Source organism: Bacteroidota bacterium (assembly GCA_018266835.1).
GTDB lineage: Bacteria > Bacteroidota > Ignavibacteria > Tepidaquicellales > Tepidaquicellaceae > JAFDZO01.
Genome location: JAFDZP010000002.1, coordinates 764,556 through 779,165 on the forward strand (window position 1 = coordinate 764,556; position 14,610 = coordinate 779,165).

Sequence of the window (14,610 nt, forward strand, 5' to 3'; positions counted from 1 at the left end):
ACTCAATCTAATTTCAAATTTATAATTTCAAATTTCAAATGTAAAACATTATTAGTTTTAATGTGTAAAATCCCGCTTTAGCGGGACTCCAGCGTTGGAACGAAAATATTCAATTAATTACATTTTGTATGCGTTGCGACGCTGGAGCATCGCAACGAGAACGATTTATTTTTTCTTTTTCAATTTTATTTTAAATCCGAATAATCCCTGCGGGCGTGTAAGCATCATAATAATTAATAGCAGCGCATAGATAATCATTCTGTACTCGGATACACTTCGTAAAAACTCGGGGAGAATTGTCAAAAGCACTGCGGCAATAATTACGCCAATCATGCTTCCCATTCCGCCTAAGATAACCATTACAACAATTTCGACTGATTTAAGGAAATTAAAATCTTCAGGGTTGAGATATAAATTAAAGTGTCCGTAAAGTACTCCAGCAATGCCTGCAAAAAATGCTCCCGTTACAAATGCCGAGACTTTAAATTTTGTTGTGTTAATTCCCATCGACTCTGCTGCAATTTCATCGTCCTTCACAGATAAAAATCCTCTGCCGTAAGTTGAGTTTATCAGATTGCTTACATAATAAACAATTATAGCTACGAATAAAAACGTCCAGAAGAAATTTGTAAACTTAGGTACTGCATAGAAAACATTAGGAACATCGACTAAATCCTGAACCATATGCGGAGATTTTACTCCGTTACTATATATATAAACTCCTCTGAATCCCTGCGATGCGCCTATTACGTCCATATTCTGAATTACAACTCTGATAATTTCTGCAAAACCTAAAGTTGTGATTGCAAGATAATCGCCTTTTAATCTTAATGAAGGCACGCCGACAATCAAGCCTGCCAATGCAGCGCCTGTACCACCTGCAAGCAATACTATTATAAATGTAATTGATTCACCGAAGACTCCGGTGCCGAATGTACGCTGAAAGAACGGAGCGAAGTAAGTTGAAAGAGCAATGGATAAGTAACCGCCGATTGCCATAAATCCTGCATGACCGAGCGAAAACTGTCCTGTATAACCGTTAATAAGATTTAAACTTGTTGCAAGAATGATGTTTATGCCGATATATATTATAACGGTATAAAAATACGGGTCGATAGAACCGGAAAACAGGTTAATTACGAAAATTACGGCTATGGAGGTAAGAAAAAGTAGTTTACTCTTCACTTGCAATGAGGTTTCAAACGTGAAAAATATGTATTATAGAGGTAATTAAAAAGAATAAAAATAGTATTTATGATTTCAGAAGAAATTTTAAATCTTGTTTGAAGGTTGTGTATTACATATAGTAAAGACTTATTTTAACCTGGAGAACAAGAAATTGATTAGAGTAAAAAAAGAGGGAATAATATTAGAAGCTACAAAAAGAAAATTTGAGAATGATGCAGTTTTAAATCCGGCATGCTACCAGGATGGGAATAAAGTACATATGTTTTACAGGGCAGTTCAGAAGGGAAATAAATCTACAATAGGGTATTGCCTGCTGGAAGGACCGCTGAAAGTGGTACATAGAAATGAACAACCAGTAATAGTAAAAGAGAAAAAATACGAATCGCAGGGAATTGAAGATCCGCGCATAGTTAAAATTGATGATACATTTTATCTTACATATACTGCCTTCGATGGAAAGGCTGCCTGCGGAGCTTATGCAATATCAAAAGATTTAAAACAGTTTGAAAAGAAAGGGCAACTAACCCCCAGATTATCTTATAATGAATTCAGAAAGTTTGCCGGAAAAGATCCTAAAGTTAATCCAAAATATTTTCGATTCTACGAGTTTTATCACATGGCAAAAAATCTGGACAAAAAAATTATTGTATGGGATAAAGATCTCGTATTCTATCCGCGCAAGATTAACAGGAAATTTACTTTTTTGCACAGATTCAGACCGGATATACAGGTTGTTTCAGTGGAAAAATTATCAATGCTTACAAAATCTTTCTGGAGGAAGTACATCGAAAATCTTAAAGGTAATACATTAATGCACTGCACTAAACAGCATGAATTAAGTTATATCGGTTCAGGCTGTCCTCCTATAGAAACAAAAGAAGGATGGCTAATAATTTATCATGGAGTAACGGATGGACCCGAAGGGTTTATCTATAACGCATGCGCAGCATTATTCGATAAAAAAAATATAATGAAGGAAATCGGGAGACTGAAAAAACCTCTTTTCTCTCCCACTGAAGAATGGGAAATTAACGGAGATGTAAGAGATGTTGTTTTTCCAACCGGTACGGCAATTTTTAACGACAGACTTTATATTTATTACGGAGCTGCGGATAAAAGAATTGCATGCGCCTCCGTAAATTTGAAAATTTTGCTGAAAGAATTAAAAAAGAAATCAAATATGTCGTAAGAAGAATCAAAATTATCAAAAGAAATTAACCTTAACACCCAATGCGATTGAACGCGTTATATAAAAGAAATTTCTCGAGTAGTTAAAATCTATATTCATTGCAATTTTAGGCGTAATAAGCGAACGGACGAAAAAAGTAATATCTGCAGGATTATAATCTGCTTCACTGTAATTTTTAGTAACAAAAGATTCACCCCCGGAATTTGTAACTTTCGAAAAATATGCTCTATCAGCCGTAGCCAGAAAACCATAATTTAAATCCAGACCTGCCTGTGTCTGTACTGAAGGTGAATATCCTATAGAGAGCAGCAGACTATTTGCAAACTGATTTTTAGGAGTGTAATATGGATAATAATTCCCTATGTAATATGGGGCAGTGCTTCCCGAGCTGATTATCTCAGCATTTGATTTATCGGAAAAAAATTTATCAATCTTTGACGTACTGAAGAATAATCCGTAGCCGAGTCTGAAATCAAAATCTTTTAATTTTAATCGTGGGGCATACAATGATGAAACAGCTGTAGTAATAGGGTTATCAAATCCGTCAAAAAAATCAGTAGTGAATGTCAGTTTTCCGTTCCAGCTTTCTTTTGTTATGAGACTTAAAGTTGCAGCAGCTGAGTGAACCATAATATTTGTATCGAGGCTGTATAAAGAACCGAAATAAGGTTTTCTTTCACCTGATAAAGTGAGCAGAATATATCGCTCGGCATATTTATCAAATTTTACTCTGCCTGTGAAATCGAACTGATTATCGCCGTACTTTACTACTCCAAATCCGTAATTTATACCTACTCCGACATCTTTAATGAAAGACCGGTTTTCCAGTTGAAATTTATAATTGCTTACATTGCTTTGAGTTCTTCTGGAGTATAACAAAGCGCCAACATTCATTTTTAACTGTACACCTGAGTTTTTATATAATCCCCCTTCAAGTACAGGAGCAAAAAGATCTATCGGCTGACTGTCGCTGATATAAGCTGCAGTAAGCTTTAACCAGGATGATTTTAATATTTGTACTTCTGCATAATTTTCACGAGCCTCTGCATTGCTCGGGTCTTTGCTTAATATTTTTGAAAGAGCTAAAGAAGATTCGGAATACTCTTCATTGTATCTTAAAATTTTTGCCTTATCAAAAAGCGCTTCAATATTATTCGGGTCATGTACAAGATATGTTTCTAAAATCGGAAGGCACTTATCATACTCATTTATATCAAAAAGCATTTTAGCATAATCAAGCTTCATGGGAAAATTCTTCGGCTGGAATTCAAGCGCCTCATCATACAGGTCCATAAACGTACCGTACTTTTTATTTTGATAAGCAACCTGAGCGTATGCGACCGTAATTTTTACTTCTTTAGGATTTGCTCTGTGGAATCGTTCAAGATAGATCTGCGCTTCTTCTAATCTTCCGTTTAGAACAAGTTCATTTGCTTTATCTAAAACGCTTTGAGTAGTCTGAGCATTTAGTTTGCAGCAGAATATTATGGGAAAAATGAACAGTAAAAGAAAAAAGTAAGTTTTTTTCAAATAGAATCTATTGAATTCTAATAATTGGGTGAACCTTTTAAAATATCTTACCGTGCTAAGTTGTTAAGATATTAATATCAGATTATTAACACAATTCAAATTATCTATTTAGCAGAAATTCATGAGCTTACAAAAATGCTCTCCCTGTTAACTTTTTTTGGTAAAGATATTTACTTTTTAAATCGTAAATAAGTTTTTTAGATTTTGTAAACGGAATTTTATGAAAAAAAATTACGATGTGCTGCGGGATTTTATAACGCGCGGTGAATCCAGAATGTCCACTCTGCAAAGGATTGCAGGGGTTTTCGTTACAGGAGCCGGACTGCTGATAATTCTGCCGCTACTATTGAAAGATTATCTCCCCACCGTAATGGGAGTTATATACGAAGCAAATTTTTTAGATGAAAATCTTAAGCTGAAAGCTGTTTTGTATTTGGCGTTATTTATACTTGGATTCATCCCTCTTTACTCTGTGTATCAGGTTATAATTGGTATTGCTCAGTTCTATTTTATAAAGCGAAAAATCGGCAGCTACAATTATCTTAGGTTTTATCTAACGGGAATTACTCTGCCCGATGACGAGTTCTCAGAAAAAGGCGACGGTGAAGAAGGCATCAGCAGCAAGAAGGAAATGGTGAAGGATGAATTTGATAACGAGCAAAATATAAATCTGCTCAATAGGTATCTCGGGCATTTTTCAAAGAGTGATTTGAAATCTTTCCTTTATTATAAAAATCTTACAAGAGATGCTTTAATCCCTCCAAAAAGATTTATCGGAGGAGATAAAGAAGACTACTTTAAGGACTGCAACGATAACGTACACAAAAATAAAGAGAAGATTGATATTCTTCACACGATTTACGGACTTGCCGGTTACTCAGATGTAAACACAACAGATATGGTCTTTGATATCGAAACAGCTGTCGTTAGGCAGACTTTTTATCTGAGGCGTTTAGTGCTCACTTATATTAAGGCATTCCTTATGATGCTGTTTGTTTGTATTGTGCTGGGAATTTTGCATGCGAATATAACTGCTGCATCGGGACATCTTGCAGATATACATTTACTTAAAAATTTTGAAGTAGATATTATTATCAGCTTTTTTGCATGTGCATTCATTGGAGGAATATTTATTGATGCCTCGCTGCTTACAATGATAGATTTCTCCGAAAGGCGTGAAAATATTTTCAAAACACTTTTTACATGGCTGAAAAATAAATTTAAGTTCAATACAATCACAGACCAGAAAACAGATAACTTTGAACACATAATTTTAATTCTGTTCGGAATAGTGATAGTCCTTATGAATTATCTATTGGTTGATTACGAAAATTATTTCAGCGATAGCGGGCATATGCTTTTCAGATTTGATTTTTATAATCCGTTCAAATGGATAATTTCAATTATATCACTAGTTTGGATTATAGTTTTCATTGTTTCAATTTTTGTAAGATGGTTAGCAAAAATAAATCTGCTTAAAAAAACAGATTTAGGCGAAGGTGATTTAAAAAAGAATGTCGATGAAGAAATGGAAAAGATAATGAAGTAAAACAAAAAAGCCCTGATATTGCTATCAAGGCTTTTATTTTGGTGGGCGATTAAGGATTCGAACCTCAGACCCCTTCGGTGTAAGCGAAGTGCTCTAACCAGCTGAGCTAATCGCCCAAAACTTGGGTGAAAATTGAATAAGCAGTAAATTACAAATTTTATGGCTTCTTTTCAATGGATTTCTTAAAACTCCCTTCCATTAGTATTTATTTTTACTTTTGCTATTTTGTTTAATCATCCTTCTGTTTATAAACCATATCAGCAGCTTCTCCGGCGACTTCAACTGCAGCTATCTCCCGCATGCTCCGCAGCACTCGAGCTTTACGATAATTGAAACCTATATAAAATTCCACTGTTACTTTTATTAAGTAAAGGAAAGTTCTTATAATGGATAAAACAATTGAAGGATTCATAAAACGCAGTGAAGCAGTAATAAAAAAAACTGAGGCAGAGTTCGGCTCGTTATCACAAACTCAGCTCAACAAAAAACCCGCTCCCGATAAATGGAGCGCCGCGCAGGTCTTCGACCATCTTATTATATACAACTCCGCATACTTCCCTATCTATGAGGAAGTCGCTTCAGGCAGACACAAAAATTCCCTATGGCAGAGCATAAATCCTTTGAGTCATTTAACAGGTCATTTTCTTTTGAAAGCCCTGCGAAGCAATACGTTCAAAGTAAAGGCGCTTAAAACATTTGAGCCCGGCGCCGGCACATTACCGGCTTCAATCATAAAAGATTTTGTTCAGAACACCAATATACTTTTGAAATACTTCACGCAGATAGATGAGAGAAGAATAGATGTGAATAAAACAATCGTCCACTCCCCCGCCGGAACGGTTTTCACTTACACACTAAAAGATTCTATGGATATAAGCGTCACTCACATGGAAAGACATTTGAAACAGGCAGAGAGAGTTTTGAAGAATTAAGAATGTAGAATTATGAATTACTGCGTTAGCAGTCCCGTCTTTAGCGGGATGAATTATTTCACTCATTCCCAACAGTCTGTCCCGACTTGGCGGGATCCTCGTTGGGAATGTTGTATCGCCGTTGTTGGTCTCCTGACCAACAACCATTTGCTATGTCATCCCGCACTTGATGCGGGATCCAATCAGTCACAACGCTAGGTAGAGACGCAATACTTGCGTCTCTTGTACTTTTGTCTTGATACAAAAGTACCAAAAAATCAATCCGCCTTGGCGGACTAAAAATCATTCCGAAAGTCTGCTCGAAAAGAACTCGCTTCGCTCAGACAGCTTTTCTCGCGACGACTGTTCTCGTGATTTTCTTAACGGAAAATTTATAAGGCCGTTTTTCTAGAATTGTGTTTAACAGTTCCGATTTTCAATCGGAACGTAAGCGGCTTGCACTACTTTCTTCCCCCTCCTTAATCAGGGGGGGGTAGGGGGTGGTTTCTAATCTAATAAAAACGGGGCGTTAGCCCCTCAATATAAATACACCTAGTTTTCATTTCGCTTAAGGCGAACAATTAAAGCTTTTCTATTAGTTCGAATGTAAAATTTTTTTTATTGAATCCTGTAAAGGCAAAATATTATTTTCCACATTTTCAGATTCTATTTCGAAATCGGAAGGAAGGATATTTTTTATTATACTTTTTTCGAAAATACTTTTCTTAATTACATCTTCAGATTTTAAATGTTTAACTTTTTTCATAATTAATTCTAAATATAATATTTAAAAGGAAGAATTTCTAAATTTTCATTTGGCCCTGCCGTCAAAATTTCACCTATTGTGTCTGAGAACTTTAAAGTTACAGGCTGACCGTCACAAAAAATGCAGGCATTGTAATTCAATTTTGTTAAAGAAAGTATATCTTTGCAAACAGTAGAAATGTCCGCATAACCTCTAATTATTTGTACGTTGAGAGGATTTGGTGTTTCCAGACCTAATATTGATTGAATTCTTGGAATGAATCCTTTTGTCCATAAAAAAGCAGATCTTTTATTTTTTATAAGTGCACTGCCTCTCAAAATTGGAAAATCACCATACCTGTAAAGTTTAAAAGTATTTTCACTTTTTATTCGAATTCCTACTAAGTTTACAGTATTTGGTACTGCTTCGCTAAAACCTGACCATTCTTCATCGTTGAAATTGGTTTTTCCATGAATAAATATTTCCGTAGGCAAATATTTGTTCACTTTTTGGAATGATTCAATGGCTCTTTGAAGTAATTCTTTTGCTATTTCTTTGGTTAAATGATATTCTTTAGTTTGAACATTATAATAAGGTCCCACTCTTCCCCTAAAAACCATTCCATCACCTGAATCTAAAAACATTTGTGCTGCACAACAAGCAAACCTTGGATCTCCTTTTGTGTTATCTTGTTTATAAGTTAAACCAATATAGCAAACTTTATCCCGAATATCAGAAAGTTTCCATGGTAAACCTCCAATTTTATAGTATAATGCCGTGCTAATGTTCCAAACGATGGCAGTTTGTTGTTTTAAATATACTTCTAATTTTTTTTCTTTTACATTATTATATTCATGATATGCTATAGTTCTTTCTTTTACTATTTGTGTAATAATTCTATGCTTCAGTAATTTAATTTTTAATTGATTATGAAAGTGATTTTCATAGTCATAAGATTCTCTCCACTTTTTTTGTTCGTAATTATCAAACATACCTTCTTCAATTCTTGCAAAAGAGCTTTTGATACCTACTTTAATAATATTTTTGCCTGTAATATAACTTTTAGGGCGACACACTGAGTATATTTCATCAGGAATTACTATAAACCATACATTAGGTAATTTTTCACCTTCATTAATAAATGATAGTAATTTATCTATATAAAGATCAACAATTTCAGAAACCCTTACATGACTATCATCATATCGGTAAAAAAGATTAAGTAATTTTTCATCTATTATCAGTTCAGGTATTACACTCTGATTTATTTTAACATGAAAAACTTCTTCAAAGCCCGGAAAAAAAGGATATGCAATATCAGGTATAGGATGATAAATTGGCTTATTTATTTTTTTAAGCCAGTTACGCATTCTTATAACTCCCTGATTTGTTCCAATTATACCTACAGAAAAATTATTAACATTATCTTTATCGAATGGTCCAAATACTGTTAAACCATCTCTAGGATCCTCTAAAATTTGATTATATGCAAACTTTAGACGTGGTTCATTGAATTTATAAATTTTCAAATTTCTGGTTTTCCTCCTTTCCATTAGATATTTGACCTTGGTCATAGAATTCTTCCTCTAAATCATTTTCAATATCCTCTTCATAATAATCAATTGGTACTAATCGGCCTTTATTTGGAGGTTCATTATATCCATATTCACATGTAAAACTCATTGGAGTTGTTAGCAATTCTAAATACATATTTTCTTTTAAAGGAATTTTAATAGATTTACCATCATCAGATAATGTCATTAAAAAAGCAAACAATAAGTTTCTCCATGCACTATTATAAAAAGATTTTCCTTTTTTTCTTCTAGCGCTATGAAGTTTGCTTTTGCTATCCCAAATATTTACAGCATCACTCGAAAAGAGTAGATGAGTTTTTAAAAAATAACTTTTAAAAGGGTTTAAAATAGAACTGAAACTTATTCCAAAATGCCAAAAGTGGTCATGATCATATTCACCAATTATATTTCGACGTGTCATTTTACCTAGATATTCAAAACTAATTTTATTTTTTGGGATTTGCCCAGCTATATAATAGTAGCACTTTTTTTTCTGTGACATCATGTATACATTCAATCCTCGACCAATAAGGAATTTATCAAAAGCTTCATTAAATAATCTGACAACAAATCTTTTTATGTCTCCAATTTTAGGAAATTCAGTTCTATCAATTAATTGGTAGAAATCCGAAATATCAACTACGAGTTTTTCTTTATATACCACAGCATAATTAAATTCTGTGGAGTATTTTGGAACTTCATTTAGAAATGTAATAATATATTTATCGTGTCGAATAGCAGGAAAAACATTAATTTCTTTTAAAATAGTTTCTGCTTGTGCGGAATTTGAATATCTATATATAAATAGTTCTTTAGGATGTTCAGAAATTTGTAACCAGTTAGAATAGAATAATTCGGATTTCTCAATTACTCCTGAATTATTTGCGAATCTATTTTTAACCCAATCATTTAATGATAAATTTTTATTTAAAGTTTTTGGTGTAGAATCAATATCAAGTTTTTTAATGATATTTTTTAAACCTGAAGCCCAAGAGATATCAAATCTGAAATGATTATAAACATTAATTCCTATTCTCTCATTAAAAGGTACATCATCCTTTTTTAGAATGTACATAAAATCCTTTATATTATTTTTTCTTTGAATAGATCTCACTTGCTCCCACTCATCTATTACACCTTGTTTTGCAAATGTGTCTTTTGTAAAGATTAATAAATACTTGCAAGATTCATTTTCTAAAACATCTTGAAGAGTTTTCCAATAATCTTGCTCTCCACCAATCAACAAAGTTAAATCACAAATTGCGTCATAACCTTCATTTCTTAATTTAGCACATAACCACAAAGTAAATTCGTTGTCCTCAGGATTTGCATGTCCGATAAATAATTTAGTCCTTGCCAAATCAGTAATGTGTTTTGATTAATTAACCTAATTAAATTAAAAATTAAATGGTCAAATAAAAATTCAAAACAAAACTAAATCAAATTTAGCAACAGATTTGTGTCTTAACCGGTCTTATAAATTTTCCGTTAAGAAAATCACGAGAACAATCGCAAGCGAGAAGTATGTCTGAGCGAAGCGAGTTTACTTAGAGCGCAATTTTCGGAGTGATTTTTAGTCCGCCTTGGCGGATTGATTTTTTTGGTTCTTGGCGCCTGTCCCGCACTTGTTGCGGCGTATCAAGACAAAAAGAACAATAATCTAAATATGAAGTAAATTATATTGTCGGGGCTATCGCCCCTTTTTATTACAAATCGAAACCACCCCCTACCCCCTCCTTGATTAAGGAGGGGGAAGAACACAAACTTTATTGTAGTTGTTAGTCGGAGATACCAACACATGCAGACGAAGCCTTCCATTAAACCCCCTCTAACTCCCCCTTGGTAAGGGGGAGGACATGCTCAACATCACAATTTATTACTCAATAACCATTACACACTACTCAATACTCAATACCCATTACTATATACACACTACTCACTACTCTCTACTAAAAAAAATTTGTAAATTTGATAAATCAACAATATTCCTATGCGCAAAATCTATTTACTGCTTACTGCCGTTATAGTACTGATTAGTATTAATGCATCAAAAACTTTTGCCCAGATAAAAACCGATAAGCCGATAAAATTTTTTACGTTCAGATGGAGCACTGATATACCGACAATAGAACTTTCATACGGGCTCTCCGATATAAAAATTAGCGGCTACAATACCGACTTTGTAAAGCCGGGCATGATAGAGCTGAAGCTTGGCTACGCAAGCGAGTACGACAGCCCTTACTCAACAAAAGTTATCGACTACGATAACGATTATATTTTCCTGAGCAAATCCACCACCGATATTTCTTCAAAGGGAAGCCCGGGCATTAACTCCGATATGTGGCGGTTCGGATTCGGCAACAAAGAAGGCATGGGGCTGAGGCTGGGGAAGTACTCAGTAATGCCATACACATCAAACTCATTTGCCTGGTCAAAATTTACGTTCGATAGAGTTGCCGCTGCAGGCGCGGGCGACTACAGTAAATTTGATGACTTCTCCGATGCGTTTCGGTTCGGCACAGCAACGGAAGCGGGAATAAATTTTCAGGTGACGAAGGGGTTATCGTTAAACCCCAAGTACGAGATATCGGATATCTTTTCGCGGCACTTGTTCGGCCAGCAGTTTGTAAGCTCGCTTATTGAGCTTGGCGGCGCGCACATACTTGATAACTTCATAACAAAAATTATGAGGGATACTCCCATTGCCGGCACAATAGTAAATTTTGTTTTAAGGAATGCCTATGAGTACGGAATTTACGAGCTCAGAAGAGACCACGCCAACTGGCCGTTCTCAGGCGAGGCTCCGTTGAGGATTTCCTCATTCAAAATGGGAATGTCTTTGACATTTTAAAACTGTTTTAAAAACGTTTTGATGTATGTTAATTCAACACTGTCCCCAGAGTTCATAGGTCATTTTATAGCCGTCGGGAGTAGTGACAACTGCGCACGTGCCGAACTCAGTCTTTCTTATCCTCGAGATGCACTCGCGCCAGACTTCCTTCTGCTTATAATATGGTATCCGGTCGAACTCATCTATAATTATATCCGATAAGTTCTTGCCCGTCAGCGAGCGGGGGCGGTCGGCGCTTCGCAGCATGCACGTGTGCTTCTGCCCTTTATATGTGATTATGTAATCTTTCTTATTGGAGAAAAATTTTACGGGGATTCCAAACCTTTCGAAGAACTCATCAAACGTGGGGACAATTATATCGCGCATCATTTCAGTGGTGGGTTCAAGCACCATCATATCGCATTTCTTTCCCTGCGCCATACGGAATTCTATCAGCTTCAGCCATCGCAGGGGTATTGACATCGTCTTGCCGCTTCCGAACCCGCCTACAATTGCCGGGTGCTTTACCTGATTTGGGGCAAGGTATGCAAACTCAATCTGATGCGGCAGAAAGAAATGCTTCTGTGAATCGATTTCAAAGTCAGGGTCATGCTTTTCAAAGTCCTGTACCTGCGGAGAGCTTCGCTTCTCATCCTCTTCGGCGCGCGCCTTTGTGATAAGCTGATGGACTTCAGGCAGCTCGCTGTTCTTTATCAGTTTGTATGTGTAGTTTTCTTCGTGGCCTATGTGCTTTGCTATTTCTTTTATATCTGAACCGAACTTCTTTATCGCCTCAATTAACCGCTCATTGAAAACTTTTTCCTTCCCCAGCTTTATTATGCTTCGTCTTTCATCGAGCGCAATTTTTAACTGCTCATTCCTGGGATCGTTAACATAAGTTTTGACCGTCACTACAGGAATATCTGCCAGCGATGCGAGGTCCTTATATGTGCCATTGCATATGGGGATGGCGTTTTTCAGCTTTAGAGTTTTTGCATGCCACATTTCGGTCTGATGGTCTATGCGTTCGCTTTTATCAAAAACATCTTTGATATCTTTATACTTCTCCAGGTATAATACTTGGCGTACGGTGGTGTAATTTAATCCCGTCAGCTCTACAAGCCGCTGATAATTTCTTCCGCATAGAGGTGCAAAGGTTCTTATAAGCCTGACTTTCCTATCGTGCTCCTCAGCTTTGGTTAGTTCAATTTTTTTAGATGCCCGGGATTTCTTCGCTGCTTTGTTCTGAGTTTTACGAGTAGTTTTGCTTCGCGGTTTTTTACCGGCTTGAGTTGATTTTGATTTATTGTTCTTAGCGGTTTTCATGTTTTATTTTTACAGTCGCAAAATAAAAACGAAACCGATGAAAAAAAATCTAACTGACCTTATTAGTACTAATAGGTAATTTTTTTGAGATTTGTATTGACACGGTTTTTGGAATTAGAGAGTAAAGGTATTTGTATTTCCCCCTCCTGCGAAGGAGGGGGGAGGGGGAGGTTTCTTTCGGATATATTTGATTTGCTTGCTTGCAGACCCCACCCTTCCCCTCCCCTTAGAAAAAGGGGAGGGCTTGAGCTTCTGAGTTTTTTCGTTCTTCCCCCTCCTTAATCAAGGAGGGGGTAGGGGGTGGTTTCGATTTAAAACTAAACTGGGCGTTAGCCCCGAGTAAATTCTCATTCTAAGATAAAACACTGCAAAGACTTTTTATAAATAATTTTATAAATTTATGAATGAGAAAAAAAAGACTTTCAACGATCAAAAAAGAAATTGCCCGAGCAAATCCTAAAAAAACCGGATGGTATGCTGCTATCGAAAAAAATTCAGGAAGTTACAGATTAGGAAGAACCCTCATTAGCTCATATAAAAATGCAAGAGCAGTTTTAAAAGTTGATACATTTAATTTTTATAAAATAGGGGTTGATCCTATTTGATTAAGCTCTGGTGGAATCTCTTTAAATTGCCATTCCCGCAAAGACGGGAATCCAGTTATAAAATAAAAAAGGGGTTAGCCTGATATTTTCAATTTAATATTTAAAATTGAAATTAAGAAATAATATTTTTTAAAATGTTATACCGTTCATAATTATACTTTCCTTCATTGAATACGAATTGATTGAAAATTCTTGTAAGTTTCTTATCAGCTTGGATTTTTTCTATAATAATATTTTCTTTTTCAACTAATTCTAATTCTGAAAATAGATTCCATTTAATTAATCTTTCTTTATATACTTCTAAATTATTTTCTTTATTAGACCTATCATTAAAGAAATTATAGTATTCTTTAAAATCCAATGTAGATATAGTATTAATTAAACTTAAAATAAATTCCATAGTACCTACTTCGCCAGACAATATCGACCACAACTCGTCCGCTAATAAAATTTCGTCAGGAACGAAAAATTTATTCATATTTATAATTGAACTCATAAATTTTGTTTTATCTGCTCCGATTTCTGTAGCACTTGTAGGGTCAAATGGGAAACCTAGATAGAATTTTACATTTTTGCCGGGAAATTTTTTATAAAGTGCTGCTTTACCCTGTAAAATTTTATTTTTTTCAGATTGCATTTGCCCTGAATTCGGACGAACAGTTTTTAATTCGATAGCTATAATTTGAGAATTTTCCTCAAAAAAAACATCTGCTGAAAAATCATCTGAAATATCATTTTCGGTCACCTCGTTAATAAAAATAAGTTTATCTTCTTCTATCAGATTTGGTTTTTCTGCGGTGATACTTAAGTTAGAAATGATCTTATGGATATTATCTTTTTGCTTTTTATCAAGCAATAAATTTCCAAGTTTTTTTGAAGTGTACTCTCTTTTTTCTCCATCAGATAATATGTGTGCAACATTTTCAAAAAAATTTTGACCTAATGTAGTATTCAAGCCATGAAGCCAACTGCTCAAAGTAATAAAAAAAGGAATATCACTTACTTTGCCATTAAGTTTGTCTGCAAAAGCCGCCAAAAATCTAACATGAAAAGGAGCATTTCTATTTTTAGAAGCATCTTCAGGAAAATTTTCAAATCTTGAATAGAGTACTTTTATTACTTCTAAGGAAATTTTTTCAATCTTCTCTTGAGGAAGAGCCATA

General features: G+C 34.9%; 11 protein-coding genes and 1 tRNA gene. 5 read left to right on the forward strand and 7 right to left on the reverse strand.

What is annotated here, in order from left to right:
• Window positions 1–165 precede the first annotated feature (165 nt).
• Window positions 166–1,191: a branched-chain amino acid ABC transporter permease gene (locus tag JST55_05150; protein ID MBS1492870.1), complete on the reverse strand. Its 1,026-nt coding sequence runs from the start codon at window positions 1,189–1,191 to the stop codon at window positions 166–168.
• 148 nt (window positions 1,192–1,339) lie between these two features.
• Between JST55_05150 and JST55_05155 the strand changes: the two genes are divergently transcribed.
• A complete protein-coding gene (locus JST55_05155) occupies window positions 1,340–2,377 on the forward strand; it encodes a pesticidal protein Cry7Aa (protein MBS1492871.1) in 1,038 nt (345 codons plus the stop codon).
• A 15-nt stretch (window positions 2,378–2,392) separates the two neighbouring features.
• Here the strand turns inward: JST55_05155 and JST55_05160 are convergent, their stop codons facing one another.
• The gene (locus JST55_05160; GenBank protein ID MBS1492872.1) at window positions 2,393–3,907 is read right to left on the reverse strand and encodes a hypothetical protein; all 1,515 of its coding nucleotides are present in this window, start codon (window positions 3,905–3,907) and stop codon (window positions 2,393–2,395) included.
• Window positions 3,908–4,127: 220 nt separating this feature from the next.
• Here JST55_05160 and JST55_05165 point away from each other — a divergent pair, with 220 nt between their 5' ends.
• Window positions 4,128–5,456 carry a hypothetical protein gene (locus JST55_05165; GenBank protein MBS1492873.1) on the forward strand — a complete coding sequence of 443 codons (1,329 nt, stop codon included), beginning with the start codon at window positions 4,128–4,130 and terminating at the stop codon, window positions 5,454–5,456.
• 39 nt (window positions 5,457–5,495) lie between these two features.
• On the opposite strand, the gene JST55_05170 is transcribed toward JST55_05165, so the two are convergent.
• Window positions 5,496–5,572 (reverse strand) — tRNA-Val (locus JST55_05170).
• A gap of 270 nt (window positions 5,573–5,842) precedes the next feature.
• On the opposite strand from JST55_05170, the gene JST55_05175 reads away from it, so the two are divergent.
• On the forward strand, window positions 5,843–6,388 hold the full coding sequence (locus tag JST55_05175) for a DinB family protein (protein ID MBS1492874.1): 546 nt from the start codon (window positions 5,843–5,845) through the stop codon (window positions 6,386–6,388).
• Between the two features lie 753 nt (window positions 6,389–7,141).
• Here the strand turns inward: JST55_05175 and JST55_05180 are convergent.
• Together JST55_05180 and JST55_05185 are read right to left on the reverse strand one after the other, a co-directional pair.
• Window positions 7,142–8,641 carry a hypothetical protein gene (locus tag JST55_05180; protein ID MBS1492875.1) on the reverse strand — a complete coding sequence of 500 codons (1,500 nt, stop codon included), beginning with the start codon at window positions 8,639–8,641 and terminating at the stop codon, window positions 7,142–7,144.
• The gene (locus JST55_05185) at window positions 8,628–10,046 is read right to left on the reverse strand and encodes a toll/interleukin-1 receptor domain-containing protein (protein ID MBS1492876.1); all 1,419 of its coding nucleotides are present in this window, start codon (window positions 10,044–10,046) and stop codon (window positions 8,628–8,630) included. The genes JST55_05180 and JST55_05185 overlap by 14 nt, the downstream gene beginning before the upstream one ends.
• A gap of 630 nt (window positions 10,047–10,676) precedes the next feature.
• Here JST55_05185 and JST55_05190 point away from each other — a divergent pair.
• Complete coding sequence (locus tag JST55_05190; GenBank protein ID MBS1492877.1) at window positions 10,677–11,537, forward strand: hypothetical protein; 861 nt, start codon at window positions 10,677–10,679, stop codon at window positions 11,535–11,537.
• Window positions 11,538–11,570: 33 nt separating this feature from the next.
• Here the strand turns inward: JST55_05190 and JST55_05195 are convergent, their stop codons facing one another.
• Window positions 11,571–12,842 (reverse strand): hypothetical protein, encoded by a 1,272-nt coding sequence (locus tag JST55_05195; GenBank protein MBS1492878.1) that lies wholly within the window; start codon window positions 12,840–12,842, stop codon window positions 11,571–11,573.
• A gap of 404 nt (window positions 12,843–13,246) precedes the next feature.
• Here JST55_05195 and JST55_05200 point away from each other — a divergent pair, with 404 nt between their 5' ends.
• Complete coding sequence (locus JST55_05200) at window positions 13,247–13,447, forward strand: hypothetical protein (GenBank protein MBS1492879.1); 201 nt, start codon at window positions 13,247–13,249, stop codon at window positions 13,445–13,447.
• A gap of 112 nt (window positions 13,448–13,559) precedes the next feature.
• Here JST55_05200 and JST55_05205 read toward each other — a convergent pair whose 3' ends face one another.
• A complete protein-coding gene (locus tag JST55_05205) occupies window positions 13,560–14,609 on the reverse strand; it encodes a TdeIII family type II restriction endonuclease (protein MBS1492880.1) in 1,050 nt (349 codons plus the stop codon).
• Window position 14,610 lies beyond the last annotated feature (1 nt).